Raw genomic sequence first — 22,352 nt, 5'->3', positions numbered from 1 at the left:
TAAGTACTTACTCAAATGATGCTGAGTTCAAGCGCTAAGTGATGGTTACTTTGTTTATTGTAGGTAATTTCTTCTAGTAAAAATAAAAAATTCCCTTTAACGTTAATAGCTTCTTGATTATTTAACAAATCACGATAAAGTGCATATTAAATAAAAATACGTATTTGGTGATTTGTTATTCATAAAGGTGCTAGGTTTAATACTTGAATCCAAGAAGGGATAAACATGTTTAACACAGTTGTAGGCAGCATTAATAATCTTTTATGGGGTGAAGGGCAAGTCCTTATTTATATCCTGCTGTTTACCGGTATTTGGTTTTCAGTGCGACTAAAAGCTGTGCAAATTCTAAAATTTAAACATATGTTTAGCCTGCTTAAAGGCAGCAGTAAATGTAATAAAGACGATATAAGCTCTTTTCAAGCGCTTTGCACAGGCTTAAGTGCCCGTGTTGGCACGGGGAATTTAGCCGGTGTAGCGGTTGCTATATCACTGGGTGGCAGTGGCGCAATATTTTGGATGTGGGTCATTGCTATATTAGGCATGGCCACAGGCTTTGCTGAAAGCGTGCTTGGTCAAGTATATAAAGTACGCGATAGCCAAGGTGAATTTAGAGGCGGCCCTGCTTATTATATTAAACAAGGTTTAAATAGCCGCAGTCTCGCTATTGCATTCGCATTGTGCTTATTTTTAGGTTACGGCTTTACCTTTAGCGCTATGCAAACCAATACCATAACCGATGCACTTAATTTCGCATTTGAAATTCCAACATTCTACTCTGGTATTGTTATAACCATCCTCGCAGCCTCTATTATATTAGGTGGTTTCAAAGCCATTGCACGCTTTGCTGAACGAGTAGTGCCCGTGATGGGGATTATATTTGTGCTGGCTGCGGTCATTATTACACTACTCAACTTTAGCCAAGTACCTGCTATGTTAAAGGATATATTCCTATCTGCGTTTGGCCTGCAAGAAGCCGGTGCGGGGGCAATGGGAGCTGCAATAAAAAATGGTATACAACGGGGTTTATATTCAAACGAAGCAGGCGCGGGCAGTGTGCCGCATGCATCAGCTAGCGCCTCACCAACACCTAACCACCCTGTAACTCAAGGATATATTCAAATGCTGGGTGTATTCTTCGATACTATTGTACTGTGTAGCTGCACCGCGGTGATCATCTTACTTGCTAATGTGGATATTAGCGGCGAGATGGAAGGTATTCGTTTAACGCAAGCAGCTATGACCGCACATTTAGCACAGGGTGGCGTATATTTTGTGGCTGCAGCCATTACTTTATTTGCGTTTACTTCTGTAGTGGCCAACTACGCCTATGCAGAAAGCAACCTGCACTTATTTAAGCTTGATAACAAAATAGGGCGCGGCATTTATACACTATTATATTTATCAATGATGATGTGGGGCGCGTCTGCAACATTAAAAGAGGTGTGGGATTTAGCCGATATTGCGCTGGGTTTGATGACCGTGGTTAACGTTATTGCCATTATATTACTCACCCCGACTATTTTAAATGTAACAGATGATTATAATAAGCAAAGAGCCCAAGGTATTGAACCTAAATTTAATGCAAAAAATGTCATTATTCAAGGTAAGACCGAAAAGGGTATTTGGCATTAAATAGCTCGCTTATGCTGAATGTTTAATTGAATAAATATTCAGTGTGATCGCGCTAAAATAATTAAGCAATTACCATGATAGAGATATATGCAGGTAAAACTGCTGCAAAAATAATTGCCGAACAAGGCTTTAAAGCACCGCTTTTTAATACCTTTTTAGGTGCATCCGGTGGGCCTAAATGGTTTACTTTATTTGGTTTAGATAAGTATATTTTTGGTGAGTTTTTTAAAAATAGAACGACGCAATTAAACTTAGTTGGCTCATCAGCCGGCGCATTTCGTGCCGCGTGTTTTGCACAAAAGGATCCTGTTGCAGCGATTGAGCGTTTAGCAAAATCGTATTCCCAAACACGTTACTCAACCGCTAAACCAACACCAGCAGAAATAACCGAAAAAGCAAAACAGTTATTAAACGATGTTTTTGCCCAAACAGGTGTTGCCGAAATCATTAATAATCCTATTTTTAAAGCACACTTTATTGTCGCTAAATCAAATGGCTTTGTAGGCAGCGATCATAAAGCATTACAGTTATTAGGCTTAACAAAAAGCTATTTGTATAATCGAGTTGATCGCCGATTTTTAATAAATCAATACGAGCGTTTTATTTATCAAGCACCTAATAGTGATTTTTCAATTGAAGACAGTTATAAAATTAAAACTACACAATTAGATTTAACGAGCGAAAATTTAAAAGATGCTTTGTTAGCATCTGGTTCAATCCCATTAGTTATGCAAGGTATAAAAAATATAGCTGGATCGCCGCCTGGTATGTACCGCGACGGCGGCATTGTTGACTATCATTTTGATTTAAAAATTAACAACCCAGGTTTGATTTTATACCCACATTTTAATTCAGATCCCAAAGCAGGGTGGTTCGATAAAAATTTAAAACGCAAAGTCGCCACAGAAAATTACGATAACGTGGTAATGATCACCCCGTCTAAAAAATTCATCGCCAGCTTACCTTACGGGAAAATACCAGACAGAACAGACTTTACAAAACTCGATACCGACACCCGAATAAAATATTGGAATACTGTATTTAGCGAGACTGAAAGGTTAGCTGACGCGTTTGACAAAAATCTAACAATAGGTAAGTTTGAAGTAAAGACAATTTAAGAATGTGAGTGTTTTTTACGTACAGCTTACGGTACGTAATATTAAAGAAAGGGCGAAAAGCCCTTTTTTATTAATGATTTAAGCTTGTTGTCAGTTGGGACAGTTTGTCTTGCTATTTAATCTTTATATATGGCGTCATTAACTTATTTAGCTCTTCTAAAAAACCATTTAAATTAGAGCAAGCTTCCATTCTGTATTTATCAATCATTTCTAAGGCAGTTGGTTCATCAGTATCTTCACTTGCTGTTTTAGTACTATTGAAAGATACGGCTGATTTATGTATTTCATCTAGAAACGCATAGACCCCTGAAGGTTTTGGAAATAGTACTTTTGATGCATGAAATGAACAAATAAAGTTGCTAAAAGTAACGTCAGAAATTAGTTGTACATCGGATGCTTTAACTTTACCCCAAGGAGTAGTCATTGTATGGTCATGATAAGAAATTCTACAATCTGCCCATGGGCCAGTTGGAGGAAAATAGGCTCGATAAATTATTGGAGTTTGGTTTAGCTGACGCATTTGATATTAGCCTAGCAATAAGAAAATTTGAATTTAAATTAATTGACACTTTAAGGATGTGAGTTATTTTTTCTTACGGCTTACGGCTTACGGCTTACGGCTTACGGCTTACGGCTTACGGCTTACGGCTTACGGCTTACGGCTTACGGCTTACGGCTTACGGCTTACGGCTTACGGCTTACGGCTTAAACAATGCAACCCATAAATTACGTTATGTTAAATAGTGTGAATTAAATTAAAGCGGGCGTAATTACACAAACTAGCCCACTTTTAGAGGGGTTTGAATACTTAATTTAGCTCAGAATCTACCCAAAATTTAGTCCCTTTTAATACAGCTTGTAATGCAAGGCCGCTTTCGGTCAATGAATAAACAGTTACTTGATCGACAATTGCTTCGGCAACAATAGCACCGCCTTTATCTTGGTATTTAGCGGCTGCATCGGCATTACCACCGAAGGCCCAACCATGTTCAACAAAACGATTTAATGCAGCTTGATTATGAAAAACCATCACAACATTAAAATCTTTTACACCTAAACCTAGGCCTAAACCAGCTTCACCCATATTCATATAAGTAGATTTACCCGTTAGGTTATTTTTAACAACCCCATAACCACCACCAAAACTGGCTAATACAACGTTAACATTGGCATTATCGAAAACAGCATAACCAGCCGCATTTTTAATTTGCTCTTTAACATCTGGCTTTTCTTTGTATAATTTGGTTAGCGTATCAGCTCTCATATTCTGCACAAGATCACGTTTTTCAGCAGGAGAAGCACTGCCCGTTGTAGCACAACCAGACAATGCAAACGTGAAGACGATTAAACTTAAAACCATAAACTTTTTCATATGCTTACCTTAAACGACGAACAACAAAATTATAGCATTATAAAGTCCAATACTAGACAGTATCGGACTTTAAAGTTAAACTGTAAGTACTTTATTTTATTAGAAATAACTATAATATGCTTGTTGCATTGGTCGATACATTAAAACAATTACGATATCAAATTGCTCATCTTGAAGATGATACATTGCGATCTGAATACCCAGAACTTGCCTCCTTTATACAGCAAGTTGGCTTGACTGTCGCTGAATCAAAGCATGAGTTAGTATTTCTGTATCAGTTTTTATATGTTTATGGTCGAAAATCAGAAGCGACTTTTAATCGTTTTCGTAATGAACTAGAACGCTTTTATTTATGGGCGTGGTTAGTTGCTGAAAAATCAGTATTTGAATTAAAACGCGAAGATATTGAAGCATATGTTGATTTTATGGTTGAGCCAGATAAAAACTGGGCATCAACATCTGTGCAATCACGTTATAAAAATGAACAAGGACTTAGGCGTTTAAATGAAAACTGGCGCCCTTTTATTCTTAAAGAGTCGATAGCCAGTCAACAAACTTTATCTGCAATGTTTACCGCGCTTAATGTATTTTATAAATTTTCGATTTTAGAAGAAAAAACGTTTGCGAATTTTGTTCCTGTTGTTAAAAAGAATAGTCCATACTTGGTTGTGCAATCACAAATTAAAATTCCTGATACGTTAAGCGATATTCAGTGGGAATATGTATTTGGTGTAACTCGTGATAAATGCGAACAAAACCCCGAGCTAGAACGTAATTTATTTACTTTAGCTTGTTTAAAAGGCCTTTATTTACGAATATCAGAGTTATCGGAACGACCACAATGGTCACCGGTAATGTCACATTTTTGGCAAGACAATGATGGCTTTTGGTTTTTAAGGATTATGGGTAAAGGTAATAAATTACGCGATGTAACCCTGAGTGAAGATTTTGTAACTTACTTAAAACGTTATAGATTATATCGCGGGTTAACGGCCCTGCCCCGTGTTGATGAAGCAGATCCTTTAGTGCATAAAATTCGTGGTCAAGGTGGTATGACGGTTCGTCAAATTCGTCGTTTAGTTCAGCAAAGTTTTGATTTAGCAAAAAAATCACTGCTTGATGATGGTTTTACTGATGATGCAGAGCAACTTGAATCCGCAACTGCACATTGGCTCAGGCATACCGGTGCAACACATGATGCACAAACACGACCTTTAAAACATTTATCTGAAGATTTAGGCCATGCAAAAATTGCGACGACCGACCAAATTTATATTCAAACAAATATAAAAGAGCGCGCAAAATCAGGACTTAAAAGGAAAATCTAAATGGAATATTGTGTATTAACAGCTGTAGGTTTAGCATTTTTAATTTACTCATTATCTATCCGCCAGCTCGAACGTGCAGAAATTACTGGGCCAATGTTTTTTGTCATTATTGGAGCTATGCTTGCAATTTTAATCCCTGGTAAAACTGTATTCTTATTAAGTGACCTTGAGCGTTTGTTACCTTTGATTGAGCTGACTTTGAGTATCTTTTTATTTACTGATGCGGCGAAAACAAAACTGTCGGTTTTAAAACATAGTTTTCAATACCCTAGCCTGTTACTTTTTGTAGCATTGCCACTTACTTTAATAATCGGAATTGTTATTGCAAGTTTAATGTTTACTCAATTAACACTTATCCAAGCAGCATTAGTCGCTGTTATTTTAACGCCAACAGACGCCGCGCTTAGTAAAGGCTTATTAAATAGCAGTGCAGTACCTGAAAAAGTTCGTGAAGGTATTAATACTGAAAGTGGATTAAACGATGGTTTATGTGTGCCAGTATTTTTAATACTTATGTTGTTAGCCAAAGAGCCCGCCTCTGCATTTTCGCTTTATGATACTGCACTGGTTTTTGCTCGTGAGCTTGGAGTCGCAATTTTTGTTGCTGTTACGGCAATGGCTATAGTGATTCCATTAATTAAATTTTCGATGCAACGCCATTATTTTTCAAATAATACGAGCCCATTTTTAGTTGTTGGGATTGCTGTGGCTGTATTTTCTCTTGCGCAAAGTTTACATAGCAGTGGTTTTATTGCAGTGTTTGTTGCAGGATTAATTTTTGATAGATTTACAGAGTCGTCATTACGTCTCAAACTGGTTGAAGACAGTGAACACATTGCAGATTTTAGTGGTTTGCTGATCTGGTGCTTATTTGGTTTTGTGTGTAGTTATTTAGTTTTACCAGAATTATCATGGGCTATTGTAGGATTCGCCTTGTTAAGTACAACACTGATCAGAATTATTCCTGTTATGTTGTCATTACAATTTACGCACTTGAAAGTAAAAGAGCGTTGTACTTTTGCCTGGTTTGGGCCTAGAGGGTTAGCATCTATAGTATTTACTTTGATGGTGATCGATAGTGATATAGAAAATAAATTTATTATAGCCACTATTACTATGACGACTATTTTGTTTAGCGTTTTTATTCATGGCATGAGTACAAAGCCAATTGCTGATAGTTATTTAAAATAACTTATATATAAAAATAAAATGCCGCATTATTATTAAAAAAATAATGTGGCATTTTTTATTCATTCTTGAATTCAAGTATTAAATAAAATCACTATTTATTTAATACTACCGGGGCTAATAAATTGTTCTGCGATAAGTTCTATTGGATGCTTGGGTTTAAATTTCTCATAGCGTTTTACTTGACTGCGACAAGAAAAGCCAGTTGCTAATAGTTGCTCAGGTTTATTTTTATTTACTACACCTTGCCAACTCATTTCATAAAGTGCGCGAGAGTTATTTTGGTTTTGTGCTTCGTGACCATAAGTACCAGCCATACCACAACAACCGGTGGCTGTTGTATTAAGAGTTAAACCTAAATCAGAAAAAATTGTTTGCCATACATTCGCTGCTTTTGGTAACGCAGTTGTTTCAGTACAATGACTTAATAATTAAAGTGCGCGAGAGTTATTTTGGTTTTGTGCTTCGTGACCATAAGTACCAGCCATACCACAACAACCGGTGGCTGTTGTATTAAGAGTTAAACCTAAATCAGAAAAAATTGTTTGCCATACATTCGCTGCTTTTGTTTTTTATTTTATCAGCTAATGGTTTAAATGATTGTGTCGCTAACCATTCATGAGCAAGTTGCACTTCAAAATCCCCGCGCTCATCACCGAGAATCGAATTATACTCATCGCGATAACACATAACTAGTGATGCATCTAAGCCAACTAATGGTGCGTTTATTTCTGATAATGAATTTAAAAATGCGGCTGCATTTTTTGCTGTGATTTTAAATTCATGTAAAAAACCTTTAACATGCTGCGGTTTACCATTGGGTTTAAATGGTAACAGGATTGGTTTTTTCCCTAATGCTGAAATTATTTTTATAAAACTTTCGACTAGTTCAGCTTCATAGAAACTGGTAAATGGATCTTGAACAATGAACACATACTCATTTTGTTGTTCTGGATTGAGTGCTGATAAATGTGCAAAATTAAATTTGTGTGTTTTGTTTATTCGTTTTTCTAAACGTGGTGAACTTAATATGGGTGTATCAACATAGCCAACAGATTTTTTTATTAGCGAGCTAACTAATTTAGTTTTTACTATTGGGTTTATCACGTTTGAAAATTTTGCCATTAATGGTGCGCTTGCTTCAATATTACCAACTAAATAATCTTTTAAAGGGCGAGCATAATAACTGTGATAATAATTTAAAAAGCGTGATCTAAAAGTGGGCACATCTACTTTAATTGGGCAGGCGGTAGTACATGCTTTACACGCTAAACATTCATCCATTGAGGCTTTAACTTCATGAGAAAAATCGTACTCGCCTTTGCTTTTATCTCGACTATGTTGGTAACGTTCCCACCAGGTGATGACTTCACCTTTATTGAGCTCTTTTTCAACTTCAATTAAATCTATATTTTTTGCTTCTTGTAAACGCAGCCATTCGCGCATTAAACTTGCGCGGCCTTTCGGTGAATTACGACGATCACCCGTTACTTTATATGATGGGCACATTGGGGAGTTTTCATCATAATTAAAGCAAATACCATTACCGTTACAGGTCATTGCGTTGTTAAAGCTGGTTTTAACATCAACCGAAATTTGTCTATCGAACCATGCACGCTTCTGATCATCAACGCTTACAAGTGAGTCCTTACTATCAATCGGGGTGCATATTTTACCTGGGTTTATACGATTGTTTGGATCGAAAGCTGATTTTATACGGCGTAATTGTGTAAATAAATGCTCGCCAAAAAATTCAGGGCCGTATTCACTTCTATAACCTTTACCATGCTCTCCCCACATTAAACCGCCATACTTGGCTGTGAGTTTTACAACCTGATCGGAGATCACGCGAAGTAATTTTTCTTGTTCTGGGTCGCACATATCAAGTGCGGGTCGTACATGTAAAACCCCAGCATCAACATGGCCAAACATTCCGTATTGTAAATTATGACTATCAAGTAACGCTCTAAATTCAACGATAAAATCGGCGAGGTTTTCTGGAGGAACTGCGGTATCTTCGGCAAATGCGAGTGGTTTTTGTGAGCCTTTAACATTACCGAGTAAACCAACTGATTTTTTACGCATGGCGTAAATTTTTAAAATATCAGCCTTATTACTCGTTAGTTGATACCCGATGACACCATTTTTTTGCTGCGCTGCACAGTCATCAAGTAAAGCACATAATGATTCAACTTTGTCTTTTATGTCATCGGCTGATACTGCATTAAACTCAACCATGTTGAGTCCTTGCATATCTTTATTTTCAACATCGGTTATTAAGTCCGATACTGAATGCCAGATTATATCTTGGCGTGCAAGGTTCAATACTTTGCTGTCGACTGTTTCAACAGACGTTGCACGTGCATCTACTAAAAATGGTGAGTGGCGAAGTGCAGAATCAAAACTATCGTATTTAATATTTATTAAGGTTTTAAATTCAGCAATTGGGGTAATGTTTAATTTAGCTTCTGTAACAATACCAAGTGAACCTTCTGAGCCTGTTATTAATCGGCTCATATCAAATGTTTGTAAGTCATCACTTAGCACATGCTCTAAGTCATACCCGGTTAAAAATCGATTTAAGCGAGGGAATTTGGCTAAAATAGCGTCACGCTCAGACAAGCAAATATCGAGTACCGTTGCGTATAATTTACCTATTGTGGTGTCTTGCTCTGCAATTAATTTAGCTTTATTAATGTCTATTGGATTGGTAGACATTTGTGTGCCGTCAACTAAATAGGTTGTAAGTCCTAAAACATGATCGCTGGTTTTACCATAAACGAGTGAACCTTGCCCTGAAGCATCAGTATTAACCATTCCGCCAATTGTTGCTCGGTTACTGGTTGATAAATCGGGTGCGAAGAAAAATCCATAAGGGCGTAAAAAGTCATTAAGTTGATCTTTTATTACACCTGTTTGCACTCTAACCCAGCCTTCTTCTGGGTTAATTTCGAGGATTTCACGCATATAACGCGATAAATCAACCACGATGCCAGGAGTTAACGATTGACCATTAGTACCAGTTCCACCGCCACGAGGACCAAAAGTGAGTGATAGATATGGGTCTTGAGCAGCCGTTTGCAAAGCAATTTGGATGTCTTTTTCAGTTTTAGGAAAAATAACACCTTGCGGTAACTGTTGGTAAATACTGTTATCGGTTGATGCAGTTATACGGGTGGCATAGCTTGCATCAGTGTCGCCAGTAAACCCTTGTTTTGTTATAGTTTTTAGGTAACTTGCGACTAAATTGGTCGCGGCATCTTGTTGGCTAATAGTTGCTATCATGACGGTGATAAATTAAGGCATTTGTTCGATTATATCATGCTCAAGAGCAATAGAAATTGAAGATTTTACAGTTTGTAACACTCTTTTGATCGTAAAAGTGCTGTGATTACTTATACTCGATATTAGAAGCTTAGTTGCGAGGGAATTTAAATGAAAAAATGTATTTTACTTTTAGTTGGCAGTTTATTTATATTGCTTGGGTTATTTTTTGCTGTAGTACCTGGGCCATCTTTAATCTTTTTTATTGTTGGGCTTATGTGTTTTTCGTTTTATTATCCAAAAGCACGCCATTACTTGGCACTCTGTCAAAAAGCACTCACTAAATCATGTGCTTTTTTAGATAAAAAATTAGCGCGATAAAAGCTATTAACGTCCTGATAAAAAAATGCCAGCAATGTTGCTGGCATTTTTTATTATGCTAAACGAGTTATTTTGCTAATTTTTTAGCAAGGTATAACCATGTTTCAAGTACTGTATCTGGGTTTAGTGAAACAGAATCAATGCCCTGCTCTACTAACCAAGCTGCAAAGTCTTCATGATCAGAAGGACCTTGACCACAAATACCTACATACTTTCCTTTTGCTTTAGCCGTTTTAATTGCCATTGAAAGTAGTTTTTTGATTGCAGGGTCACGTTCATCAAATAAATGTGCAATTAAACCAGAGTCACGATCTAAGCCAAGCGTTAGCTGGGTTAAATCGTTTGAACCAATTGAAAAGCCATCAAAGTGTTCTAGGAACTCATCTGCAAGCAGTGCATTTGATGGAAGTTCACACATCATGATTACTTTTAAGCCATTTTCGCCACGTTTAAGGCCATGCTCTTCAAGTAATTCGATAACGCGTTTACCTTCTTCAAGGGTGCGTACGAATGGGATCATGATTTCAATGTTGGCCATATCCATGTCGTTACGCACACGTTTTATTGCTTCACACTCAAGTGCAAAACAATCACGGAAATCTTCCGAGATATAGCGTGCTGCGCCGCGGAAACCGATCATCGGATTTTCTTCTTCTGGCTCGTATTGTTGTCCGCCAACTAAGTTAGCATATTCGTTTGATTTAAAATCAGACATACGAACAATAACGCGCTCTGGTGCAAATGCACAGCCTAAGGTAGAAATACCTTCAACTAATTTAGAGATATAGAATTCAACCGGTGATTCATAACCTGCAATCATGTCGGTGATTTCAGCTTTTAATGCATCGGTTTGTGCATCAAAATTAAGCAATGCTTTAGGATGAACACCAATCATGCGGTTGATAATAAATTCAACGCGGGCAAGACCAACACCTGAGTGTGGTAAGCGTGCAAAATCAAATGCGCGATCAGGGTTACCGACGTTCATCATGATTTTCATTGGTAGTTCAGGCATTTTATCAACGCGTGAAGTGAGGATTTCGAAATCCAAAATACCTTCGTAAATAAAGCCGGTGTCGCCTTCAGCACATGATACTGTTACTTCTTGGCCTGCTTTAATTAGGTCTGTGGCATTACCACACCCAACCACTGCTGGAATACCTAATTCACGGGCGATGATTGCTGCATGGCATGTACGACCACCACGATTAGTTACAATCGCTGCAGCGCGTTTCATGATAGGTTCCCAATCAGGATCTGTCATGTCAGTAACTAAGATGTCACCTACTTGTACTTGGTCCATTTCTTTAATTGAATCAAGAACACGCACGACACCAGAGCCAATTTTATGACCGATGGCACGTCCTTCAACGACAACATTACTGCTGCCATTTAGTTGAAAGCGTTCCATTACATTCGTGTCTTCGTTTGAACGTACTGTTTCAGGGCGTGCTTGAACGATGTAAAGCTTGCCGTCATTACCGTCTTTAGCCCACTCGATATCCATCGCGCGGCCGTAATGCTTTTCGATGATCACGGCTTGTTTTGCAAGCTCTTGAACTTCAGCATCGGTAATTGAAAATTGGTTTGAAAGGGATGCATCTACGTCAACGATTTCAACTTGTTTACCATGTGCTTGATCAGCAGAGTAAATCATTTGAATCGCTTTTGAACCGATGTTACGGCGCACAACGGATGGTTTGCCTTTAGCAAGAGTTGGTTTATGAACATAAAATTCATCAGGGTTTACTGCACCCTGTACAACCATTTCGCCTAGACCATAACTAGATGTAATAAATACAACATCTTCGAAACCTGATTCCGTATCGATACTGAACATTACGCCTGATGATGATTTATCAGAGCGTACCATACGTTGAATACCCGCAGATAATGCTACGCCACGATGATCATAACCTTGGTGTACACGGTATGAAATCGCACGGTCATTGAAAAGCGATGCGAATACATGTTTGATGGCGACCATTACAGAGTCTATGCCACGCACATTGAGGAAGGTTTCTTGTTGGCCTGCGAATGATGCATCTGGCATGTCTTCAGCTGTAGCTGATGAACGAACTGCAAATGAAACATCGTCTGCTGCATCGCCGTGTAGTTGGCTGTATGCTTCGCGGATAGCTTTGTCTAAATTAGGTTGAAATGGTGTGTCGATAATCCACTGACGAATATCAGCACCGACTTTTACGAGTGTATTTACATCTTCCACGTCCAGTGTGTCTAAAATGTCGTGGATCTTTGCATTTAGTCCTGATTGCTCAAGAAACTCATTAAATGCGTCGGCGGTTGTAGCAAAACCACCTGGGACTTGTACACCAGCGTTTGCTAGGTTTGAAATCATTTCACCGAGTGAGGCATTTTTGCCGCCAACACGAGGAACATCTTGCATACCAAGCTCTTGATACCAGAGAACGTATTCTTGCACGGATCTTTCTCCAAAAAACAAATTGTAGTAATAACTGTGAGAGTTAAGAAAGAAAACCTTCTAAAAAGGTCGCCTTCATTCTACACTGGCAACAGACCTTACGTAAACCGTGGGGTGCCTATTTTAACTATTAAACGTAAGAAAAAGGTTAATATGAGAACTGCATTTTATATTTCTGACGGTACAGCGATTACTTCTGAGGTTTTTGGCCATGCTACTTTGTCATTATTTCCCGTTGAATTTAATCATAAAACTATTCCTTTTGTTGAAACTGAAGAAAAAGCAAACGAAGTAAAAGCGTTAATTAATGCAACTGCGCAAAGAGAAGGTGAAAAGCCGCTCGTATTTTTCACTTTTGTAAATCATAATTTGAGCGAGATAATTCGTTCTTCCTCAGCAATTACGTACGATTTTTTAACCACATTTAGTGATAAAATTGAACAAGAGTTAAAGGTTGCACCAGTTCCAAAAATTCACCGTACTCATTCAATGCATGAAAAAAGTTATGATTTTAGAATTGATGCTGTGAACTATGCATTGACTAATGATGATGGCGCAAATATAAATAATTACGCAGAAGCGGATATTATTTTAGTGGGAGTTAGCCGCAGTGGTAAAACACCGACGAGTTTATACTTAGCATTACAATATGGTATTAAAGCTGCAAACTACCCTATTACAGAGGAAGACCTTGAAACTGGTAAGCTACCCGCTTGCTTAGTAGCATATAAGCAAAAACTGTTTGGTCTGACAATTGATCCAGTGAGATTAGCTGATATCCGCCAACGTCGAATGGCTAATTCAAAATACGCGTCGTTAAAGCAATGTAGAATTGAAGTGCGTGAAGTAGAAATGTTGTATAAAAAACATAAAATTTCATATTTGAATTCGACTAACCATTCTGTCGAAGAAATATCTGCAAAAATCATATCTGATACTAATCTTGAGCGTCGTAAGTACTAACTTAGTTTTTATTGAGATGCTTAGATTGGTGAACTAAATAATATCGGACATTAAAAAAGCCGCACTTGCGGCTTTTATTTTCTTAGCTTACTTACGTGCGTCTTTTAATAAGTCAGCAACTAAGAAACCAAGTTCTAATACTTGATCAGCATTTAAACGTGGGTCACATTGTGTGCGATAACGCTGTGCAAGGTCATCATCAGACAATCCATAAGCGCCACCGGTACATTCAGTTACATGCTGGCCTGTCATCTCTAAATGAACACCCCCAGCGTATGAACCTTCCGCTTTGTGAACAGCAAAGAACTGACTAATTTCACGAAGTATATTATCAAAACTACGTGTTTTATAACCTGATGTGGCTTTTTCTGTATTGCCGTGCATTGGATCAGAGCTCCAAATTACTTTGCGACCTTCTTGTTGAACGCGACGGACTAATGCAGGTAACTTTTCAGGCAGAACATCTGCACCCATACGTGTGATCAATGTTAAACGACCTGGTATGTTATCTGGATTAAGTGCATCAATTAAACGGATTAGATCGTCTGGGTCCATTCCTGGACCAACTTTAACGCCTATTGGGTTTTTGATACCTTTAAAAAACTCAATGTGTGCATGATCTAATTGGCGTGTACGTTCACCAATCCAAACGAAGTGTGCTGAGCAATCATACCAGTCACCAGAGAGGTGATCTCGACGAGTAAGCGCTTCTTCATAACCTAGTAATAATGCTTCATGAGACGTATATAAATCAGTCTCTTTTAAGCAAGGTGCGATTGTGGAATTTATGCCACATACTTCCATAAATTCAAGTGCATCTTGAATTTTATCAGCAAGTTGTTGGTATTTTTCTTTCAGCGGGTTCGCGGCTACAAAGCCCATGTTCCAGCGATTTACTTGATGTAAATCAGCAAGTCCGCCTTGGGCAAACGCGCGTAATAAATTAAGTGTTGCTGCACTGTGGTGATAAGCGGTCATTAAGCGTTGTGGGTCTGGGATTCGCGCTTCTTCGGTAAAATCAAAATTATTTACTATATCACCACGGTAAGATGGTAATGAGACACCATCGATTGTTTCTAAATCTGCTGAACGTGGTTTTGCGTATTGGCCTGCCATACGGGCTATTTTAACTACAGGGCATTTTCCACCATAAGTTAACACTACAGCCATCTGTAAAATTGTTTTAAATGTGTCTCGAATATTTGCGGCATTAAAGTCACTAAATGATTCTGCACAATCACCACCTTGGAGCAAGAAGGCACGACCTTCACATACGTCTTCAAGTTGTTTAAACAAGCTACGAGTTTCTTCAGCGAATACTAATGGGGGTGCGCTTTTCAATTGTCCTTCGACAGTCTTTAGTGCTTCTTGATCTGGATACTGTGGTTGCTGAAGTATTGGGAGCTCTCTCCAGCTATTTGGGTTCCACGACTGCATATTATTTCCTCATTCCTACGTTTACCTGATAGGTGAAATTAACGTATGCAGTGGCGCTGTTCAAGGACTATATTCGCTAATTATCAATTATTTAGTTATGAGATAAATATTATTGATAATCAGAGGTGCTCAAAAGCACAATTACTGATACTAAGTTATTGTAAAAACCTATTAAGCTATTAATTAATATGAATAAATAGTTAATTAAAGAGATGGAATATATATGTACTTGAACATAATTAGTTAAACACCAACAAAAGAACACATCATACTTAAATTTAAGTGCATTGTAACCTTAACATTACAGTGTCTATTTAGTAATTTAGGGCTGACAGTGGATAGAATTAATAATGCGTGCTATGAAGAATTACTTTGGGTTTTAATATCTGGATTTTATTTCATCTAATAACTCGGTCATATCGCTTTAGTGATATCGAATTACCACGAATTAATATAAAACTGAATTGCTTTACCAAGGCTAGATGTCTATTACATTTTAATATTTTGGTATGACTGTGAAGCTGAAGAAAATAGCTGTAAGTTTATAAATTAAATACCCTCCTATTTCAATTGACCAATTTAAAGAGCTGCCTAGTTCATTGGCCTTAGTTTTAAATAAACCACTGTGATAGTAGTTCATTCCCGTAGGTGTTACCAGCAAGGCCCTGTAACTGTGTGCTAGGTAACTGGTTCTTAAAGATATAATAAACTATCGCTAATAGAGGGTGAAAACATATCTACAGCAAAAACACCTACTTATTTTGCCGTATCGAAATATACACAGCCCTAAACTTAACCGCTCCAAGTTCGCTCAACGCGTATCATTATTTACTATACAGGATAGCTAGAAAGCCTTTCCTATGTATGAAGCCCATTAATATGGTTATGCATTACCTTTTTTACACTTAAACCAGAATATCTTTATAAATACGATATATATGCTCTGCGTCATATTTTTAAATGATTAGCACTAAAGCAACTTTTTTTGTTATTAACATAGGCTGCAAGCGACCGAGTTTAAAGGAGCCCTAACTGAGCCCCGTGTTTTTCTTTATTGTCTAATTTGGTTTGCTGATTTTGTACATTCGCTCTGATCGTATCTTCGTTTGCATTTCCTATCGTTTCAACAAAATAACTCTGAGTCCAAAGCTTGCCAGCCCAAAATTATCGTCTCTTTACATCTGAATAAAGTCGCAAAAGTTATCTCGCCGAAATACTCTTTACTATTTTACTCGGTGACATTTTCGGTTCAATTCGAACTTCCATATGAATATGATCTTCTGGTATTTCTAACTCAATTATATCATTGCCCAATCTTTTGAATAATTGCTTTTATCCCTGCTCTATAAGGCTATTAGAACACTTTATGTAGATACTTAGGTATTCACTAGATCCTAAAACGTGATGCGTATTTCTTTGAAGTTCCATGTGTTCAATAGTACAGATTGGGACAAGCCTCCGTGTTTTTCGCTACGTTCTGCTTCACCCCCATTGTTTCATATACCTATGAAACAATGGGAGGAAAATAAATCAAGTGAACTAAAGAACACATCATACTTACTTTTTAATAGTAATAACTTAGCTCTCAGTATAATTGAATATTTAGTTGTCAGGAGAAAGGCTGTTTTTAATATTTCGAACCTGCTTCTCTATATGATAAAATATTGATCTTAATCTTTGTATGATGTGTTCTTATGGTATCTAAAGTACAAATTAGAAGTCAGTTTGATTTACTAAATGATTTAACTAATCTTTTTATTGATGATTTAAAAGAATGTGGTTATTCAAAAGCCGATTTTTATCAATTACCTGACGTAGGCTGTAATGATGAAAAAATTGTACCTAACTCTATTAATGTTACTAAAATCACGGGGGATGCTGCACATAAATCAATTTTAAATTCGTTTGGTGATATATATAAAAAATCAGGTCTTAGTAGCCGAGTTTTAAAGCGACACCCTGGCTTATTAGTAATTAAAAATGCGGATCAACAACACCTTATTGCTCGAATTCAACAATTAAACAAAGCTAAAGCTGCATTTAAAGAGTGTATTTTAGCCATTGATAATAATGATGCGCGCTTTGAAGCTGTTCATAATGCTATTCCAAATTTAATCACGCTTGCGGCCTACCGTAAAATTCATTTTGAAGTGAATTCACCTTACTCAGTACGTTTTACTTGGATGCATAAACACGCAACAAAAACTTTAACAAAAAAAATGGCACTCGAAATGCTAGAAAAATCAGCCGGTTATTCTAACCCTCGAATGATAGACCAACAAAGTTGGCAATCACTTGTTGCTCAAGAAAAATTACGTATAGCAAGCTTGGGAGATAAAGATAAACTCAGAATTAGACGACCAACCCGTGTAAGCCCTCAAGTTAATGTTAGATACACAGCTCAAGATCGTTATCATGTCAGTGCTGCCTTACCCTTTATTTTGATTAACCCTGAACCGGATGTAAAGCTGGGTATTTTATCTGATTATCTAAAACCAGATGGACACCCAAGAAAAAAAGAATATGATTTTCTTGTTGATAGGTTATATATGGAACAAATAGAAAGTTGATTATGTTAAAAAGGCCACTAAATAGCGGCCTTTTTAATAACTACACTAAACTAAGCGGTTAATCTTGGACTATCGCCTCAATAGTATCTTCATCAAGGTGAACTACATTTTCAACTACACGCTTACCGCCTTGAATTTCAATCCGCTTATTATGTTTATTCAAAGTAAGTATTTCATCACAAAATTGATCTGACGGGTGCATTTCATATGTATAATCAATAATATTTCCCGTTTTATCATCTTTTACATTCGTAATACTGTATTCTGAAATAGCGCCTTTCTCAATTAAGTCTTTCATCGTCGTTGTCATATCACGACGCAGCGCTTTCAACTTATTTTCAGTAATATTATCTGTGGAATAAATAGAGCCATATTTTTCCATGATCGATAGTAATCTAAAGTGGTAAGTTTTTCCTGGTGCAGCATAACGCCAAAGGTGATACAAACGTAACATCATCCAACGAGACAGACCACGCTTCAGCTCTTGCGCGCTGTTGAAATAATAACCTTTATATTCAAGGTTATCGATCATGTTATGAACAAACGCATTCAGGCATGCAACACATTTTACATTGCCCCCCTGCCCTTTTTTACCACTAAAATGCAACGATGAAAGAAAGTTCATATTTGACTCATAAAAAGAGTCATCAATATCTGTATTTTTTGTATCCGTCGCAGAATACTTAAATGATAACTTAGATCCTTGCAGTGCTTCTAAAGCTTCTTTAATTTGTGGATAAGGCATAGATTGCCCAACAGCTTTAAGTTCTTGAGCCAACTCGTTCATCGAAAAAACAACGGCATATTGAATACCGGACTTAAAATTTATTTTAACGATTTTACCTTTTGAGGCCAAACGAATGAGTGCGCGCTCAACCTTTTCTTCACGATCGGATGGCCAAACTAAATATTCAATATCTTCACCATCTTTACGGCTACTGACAACAGCTGGTGTTATTTTTATTTCACCGTCATACAAAATACCATCTACTTTTTCTGATATTTTACGTGTAATGATCGTTTTTTTTGGTGCTTCTTCTAAAGGGAGCTTTTTATGACCAGAGCGAACAAAACGTCCCCATAAATCATAATGATTAAATGTGTTTGAGTATGCTCGTAATCCATGTGCAGCATTTTCGATTGAAACACGGACATCTTTATTATCGGTGAATAAAGCGAGACTCTCGTTATCGATTGCACTTTCCACCCCGTGGATCTGTCCCCGTAATGTATCGGGTAAGTTATCTACCGAGATGTTGACCTTTCGGCTCATTGTTCTTATTTCCAAATTTTGTTGCGACATCTAATAACAACACATTAAACTGTAAAAGTTAAATGTTTAAGTTAGTATAAAACTGATCCAAGTTTAAAATATATCATCAGATCACTTTTATACTAAGTCAAGGTTGTAATCATGATTTACAGATCACTTTTTTACTAACTAGGCAGTTACAAATCTAATTTTTACTAACTCAATAGCAAATTTGTCCATTTCATTTTAGTTTTTATTAAAAAACACACGACATATCGTCCATTTAGAAAGCATGCCTGTGGATAATACAACTATGAGTTGGAATAGATCTGATCTCTACCTAGTACAGATCAGATCTATACTAATCAAACCCACTCATTTAACCACTCGTTAGTGTATAACTTATTAATTAACTTAGTAAAATAATGATCTAAACACTGCTTATTGTGAACAACAATGTGTTTAACTTGTGTGTAACTCTATTGTTATATTTGTGCTTAGTAAAATAGTGATCCATCAGTAGTAAAAGATCTGATCTTAACCAAGTATAAACGTGATCTAACTTATTTACTATTGTTTATTAAAATCAATTAGTTAAGTGACTTTTTAAGACCCTTAACCTTTATTACCTTATATACTAACCACCTTTAACCTTCTTTATTTATACTAAGCAATATTAAAGTTTGAATATTAAGTTTTGAATGTCTTCTAAATAAAAGTAATGTCACCATAAATAGTTGTTTACAGTTAATTGAATGGACATTATACTTATCACCTAACTTTGAGGAATAAAGCATGTCAATTCATAGTAATGCGTTAGCAACATATGGTCTTTTAAAAGCAACTGCTGAAGTCGCAGAAAAGTCATTAGAAGGACGTATTCAACATTATCGCGCTCATCTAAAATCTGAAGAAAAAGAACTTAGAACATATACCCAAAAAGCAGCGGCAGATTTATTAGGGTGCAACAACCGAACCTTAAAAAGACGTCACGATAATGGCGACTTCGATGATTTAAATATTAAACGTGGTGCTAACGGTCATTATGCTTACACTCTGGTAAATATTTTCTCAATGGCTGATATCATGGATATTCAACCAGATCACCGCAATATTGATGATAAATTACAAGTTATTGTCATCAATTCACTCAAAGGTGGCTGTGGTAAAACAACTAGCATGGTAAATATTGCAGCAGCATTGGCAACTACAAATATTAAACGTTATCGTATTGGTATTATTGACTTAGACCCTCAAGGTTCTTCTTCTAGTTTTTTCCCACCGAGCGAACCAGAACCTATAACAGTCGGCGACTTAATGCGTAATTGCATTGAACTTGATGAAAATGAAACATGGGAACAACTTGTATCAAATTCATTTTTACCAACGCACATTCCAAATATTCGTATTTTACCTTCTGGTATGGACGACTTTTATTTTGAACATGAGACCGCAACGTTATTGAAAGATAGTTCAAGCTACGATAAAACACGTCATTATCATAAATTACTTGAAAAAGTGATTAACCCTGTAAAAGATCAGTTTGATATTATATTGATTGATACTGCACCTTCACTTAACTTTATGTTTTATAATGCTTTAATGGCATCTACAGCAATGTTAATACCTGTTCACCCTGAAGCCGTTGATTTTGATGCAAATAATAAATACCTAAAACGACTTGGTGAGATTTACCATACAGTGGCTTCTTTAGGCCATGAAGGTTGGGATTTCATGCAGTTTCTAGTAACAAATTACGTTAAAGGTAATCATTCTCAGCGTGACATAGTGAAAGATGTTCGTAGTGCGTTTGGGCGTCAAGTCATGAGCTATCCAATAAACCACAGCTCAGCAATTACAGCCAGTTCATCATCATTTAATACTATTTTTGATCAAAAAACATCAGATAGCCTTGCTAGTCGAGAATCATTGATCAGAGCACAAGAAAATATCAAAGATGTAGTTGATGAACTTGAAATGTTGATTCGTTCTAATTGGAAGTCAACGCAATCTCAACTTAATAAAGCTAAGTAAGGTAGTTAATAATAATGGCTAAAAAACGTAAAAATGACACCAGCTTAGATCCTTTTGCTACGTCTATCGGCAATAGCAGCCTTGATGAGCTACTTGAACAGGCCAATGCCGGTGATGTAATAAAAATGCCAGCTCCAAGCGATCCAAATCGTCAGATCACATTGGTGTGTAAAATGATCCCGCATAATGACATAGAACTCATGACTAAAGTGTATGGCAAAAACCGACGAGTACAATCACTTTTAAATGAAAAATCAGTAGCTGATATTCTTCCTGCAATCACTGAAGACGGGCGCAACCAACATCCAGCCCTGTGCTGGGATAAAGGCGATGAAACACTTGTACTGGCAGGCTCACGTCGTCGTATGGCATGTATATTAGGAAATGCTGATTACATGGTACTTAGTTCAAGTGATTTTACAGATCTTGATGCCAAAATTTTAGCTGTTTCATCGGATCAATACATCGCACCAAGTTTGTGGGAGCTTGGCCAAGCGTATCAACAAACAAAAGATGAATTAATTAATGATGGTAAAAAGGGCTCCTATCGTGAAATAGCGGCAATTGAAGGGGTTTCTCACACAGCCATTGCTGATGCCATTAAAGCTTACGAGAAGCTACCTGCTAGCGTTCTAGCGTTGTATCCAACGGCTAATCATGTTGGCCGAGAAGTCGCAAAAAAATTAATAGCTGCAAAAGAACGCAATGAAACAACATTTAATCAACAAGTTGAATTACTCGCTAATGATCAAAGTATCAATGAGATTATTGGTGACGATAAGCGCGCAATGGCGATTACCAAATCTTTAACTGCCGAGCCTGTAAACACCCATCGTCGTGAAGCTTTACTTGAAAGCGACTATGTTAGTGTTCAGCGTAATGTTAAAAGTGGTGATTTATCGATTAAGATTGATAATAAAGTGATGACTGACAGACGCTTAGAACAGTTAACAAAGCTTTTAAATGCTTTTAACTAGTTGATAAAATAATGATCTGAGATCACGCTTTTGTTAGTAAAATAGTGATCTCGACTACCTCTAAGTTAGTTAAATAACGATCCAAATTACACTAAATCAAGCTAAATACCTATTAAAGATCATTATTTTACTAACTTAATGGTGGGTTTTTCTCCCTTCTTTGCTTATCACCCATTGCTTAGTAAAAATCTGATCTGTAAAGCCCCTCCATTGTTATTAAGTTGTTTATAACTTGTGCCTTAGTTGTTTGTTAATTGTTTTGTCGCCACCCCCGATGATTGTTTTTTATGCACAAAGCTATTTTTTACCAACTCACCAGCTCCAACAAGTATAATTTGTTGTTTTAATGCTTTAGCTCAGTACATATAAATCATATACTGGTAAAATTATTCT

General features: G+C 36.9%; 14 protein-coding genes and 2 pseudogenes. 9 read left to right on the top strand and 7 right to left on the bottom strand.

The genetic code is table 11. From position 1 onward, the window contains the following. The first annotated feature begins 225 nt into the window (after positions 1-225). Together ADS77_RS01710 and ADS77_RS01705 are read left to right on the top strand one after the other, a co-directional pair. Positions 226-1,632, top strand: a complete 1,407-nt coding sequence (locus ADS77_RS01710) for an alanine/glycine:cation symporter family protein (RefSeq protein WP_054452639.1) — start codon at positions 226-228, stop codon at positions 1,630-1,632. Between the two features lie 74 nt (positions 1,633-1,706). Next, positions 1,707-2,750, top strand: a complete 1,044-nt coding sequence (locus ADS77_RS01705; protein WP_054452637.1) for a patatin-like phospholipase family protein — start codon at positions 1,707-1,709, stop codon at positions 2,748-2,750. Positions 2,751-2,862: 112 nt separating this feature from the next. Here ADS77_RS01705 and ADS77_RS01700 read toward each other — a convergent pair whose 3' ends face one another. Next, positions 2,863-3,270 carry a hypothetical protein gene (locus tag ADS77_RS01700; RefSeq protein ID WP_152960575.1) on the bottom strand — a complete coding sequence of 136 codons (408 nt, stop codon included), beginning with the start codon at positions 3,268-3,270 and terminating at the stop codon, positions 2,863-2,865. 288 nt (positions 3,271-3,558) lie between these two features. After that, positions 3,559-4,122 carry a YSC84-related protein gene (locus tag ADS77_RS01695; RefSeq protein ID WP_054203689.1) on the bottom strand — a complete coding sequence of 188 codons (564 nt, stop codon included), beginning with the start codon at positions 4,120-4,122 and terminating at the stop codon, positions 3,559-3,561. Between the two features lie 116 nt (positions 4,123-4,238). Here ADS77_RS01695 and ADS77_RS01690 point away from each other — a divergent pair, with 116 nt between their 5' ends. Together ADS77_RS01690 and ADS77_RS01685 are read left to right on the top strand one after the other, a co-directional pair. Then, positions 4,239-5,450: a tyrosine-type recombinase/integrase gene (locus tag ADS77_RS01690; protein ID WP_054203688.1), complete on the top strand. Its 1,212-nt coding sequence runs from the start codon at positions 4,239-4,241 to the stop codon at positions 5,448-5,450. Next, positions 5,451-6,641, top strand: coding sequence for a cation:proton antiporter (locus tag ADS77_RS01685; protein WP_054452632.1), 1,191 nt, complete (start codon positions 5,451-5,453; stop codon positions 6,639-6,641). Between the two features lie 95 nt (positions 6,642-6,736). On the opposite strand, the pseudogene ADS77_RS01675 reads toward ADS77_RS01685, so the two are convergent. Then, positions 6,737-9,923 (bottom strand): annotated as a pseudogene (locus ADS77_RS01675) (FAD-binding and (Fe-S)-binding domain-containing protein). 150 nt (positions 9,924-10,073) lie between these two features. Between ADS77_RS01675 and ADS77_RS01670 the strand changes: the two are divergent. Further along, positions 10,074-10,283 (top strand): PGPGW domain-containing protein, encoded by a 210-nt coding sequence (locus tag ADS77_RS01670; RefSeq protein ID WP_054203901.1) that lies wholly within the window; start codon positions 10,074-10,076, stop codon positions 10,281-10,283. 67 nt (positions 10,284-10,350) lie between these two features. On the opposite strand, the gene ppsA is transcribed toward ADS77_RS01670, so the two are convergent. After that, on the bottom strand, positions 10,351-12,726 hold the full coding sequence (ppsA, locus tag ADS77_RS01665; RefSeq protein ID WP_054203902.1) for a phosphoenolpyruvate synthase: 2,376 nt from the start codon (positions 12,724-12,726) through the stop codon (positions 10,351-10,353). Between the two features lie 153 nt (positions 12,727-12,879). Between ppsA and ADS77_RS01660 the strand changes: the two genes are divergently transcribed. Then, complete coding sequence (locus ADS77_RS01660) at positions 12,880-13,689, top strand: pyruvate, water dikinase regulatory protein (protein ID WP_054203903.1); 810 nt, start codon at positions 12,880-12,882, stop codon at positions 13,687-13,689. An 87-nt stretch (positions 13,690-13,776) separates the two neighbouring features. Here the strand turns inward: ADS77_RS01660 and ADS77_RS01655 are convergent, their stop codons facing one another. Next, on the bottom strand, positions 13,777-15,126 hold the full coding sequence (locus tag ADS77_RS01655; RefSeq protein WP_054203904.1) for a class II 3-deoxy-7-phosphoheptulonate synthase: 1,350 nt from the start codon (positions 15,124-15,126) through the stop codon (positions 13,777-13,779). Between the two features lie 1,017 nt (positions 15,127-16,143). Beyond that, a pseudogene (gene tnpA / locus ADS77_RS22940) lies at positions 16,144-16,443 on the bottom strand (IS200/IS605 family transposase); the annotation flags it as partial. Between the two features lie 377 nt (positions 16,444-16,820). Here tnpA and ADS77_RS01650 point away from each other — a divergent pair. After that, positions 16,821-17,696, top strand: coding sequence for a DNA replication terminus site-binding protein (locus ADS77_RS01650; RefSeq protein WP_054452628.1), 876 nt, complete (start codon positions 16,821-16,823; stop codon positions 17,694-17,696). A gap of 58 nt (positions 17,697-17,754) precedes the next feature. On the opposite strand, the gene ADS77_RS01645 is transcribed toward ADS77_RS01650, so the two are convergent. After that, entirely contained in the window at positions 17,755-18,969 is a 1,215-nt protein-coding gene (locus ADS77_RS01645) for a hypothetical protein (RefSeq protein ID WP_054203906.1), read from the bottom strand. 774 nt (positions 18,970-19,743) lie between these two features. On the opposite strand from ADS77_RS01645, the gene ADS77_RS01640 reads away from it, so the two are divergent. Beyond that, the gene (locus ADS77_RS01640) at positions 19,744-20,982 is read left to right on the top strand and encodes an AAA family ATPase (protein ID WP_054203907.1); all 1,239 of its coding nucleotides are present in this window, start codon (positions 19,744-19,746) and stop codon (positions 20,980-20,982) included. A 14-nt stretch (positions 20,983-20,996) separates the two neighbouring features. Then, on the top strand, positions 20,997-21,959 hold the full coding sequence (locus tag ADS77_RS01635; protein WP_054203908.1) for a transcriptional regulator: 963 nt from the start codon (positions 20,997-20,999) through the stop codon (positions 21,957-21,959). Positions 21,960-22,352 lie beyond the last annotated feature (393 nt).

It is taken from the genome of Pseudoalteromonas porphyrae, assembly GCF_001298125.1.
Taxonomy (GTDB): domain Bacteria; phylum Pseudomonadota; class Gammaproteobacteria; order Enterobacterales; family Alteromonadaceae; genus Pseudoalteromonas; species Pseudoalteromonas neustonica.
This window is presented reverse-complemented; position numbering and strand designations above follow the sequence as displayed.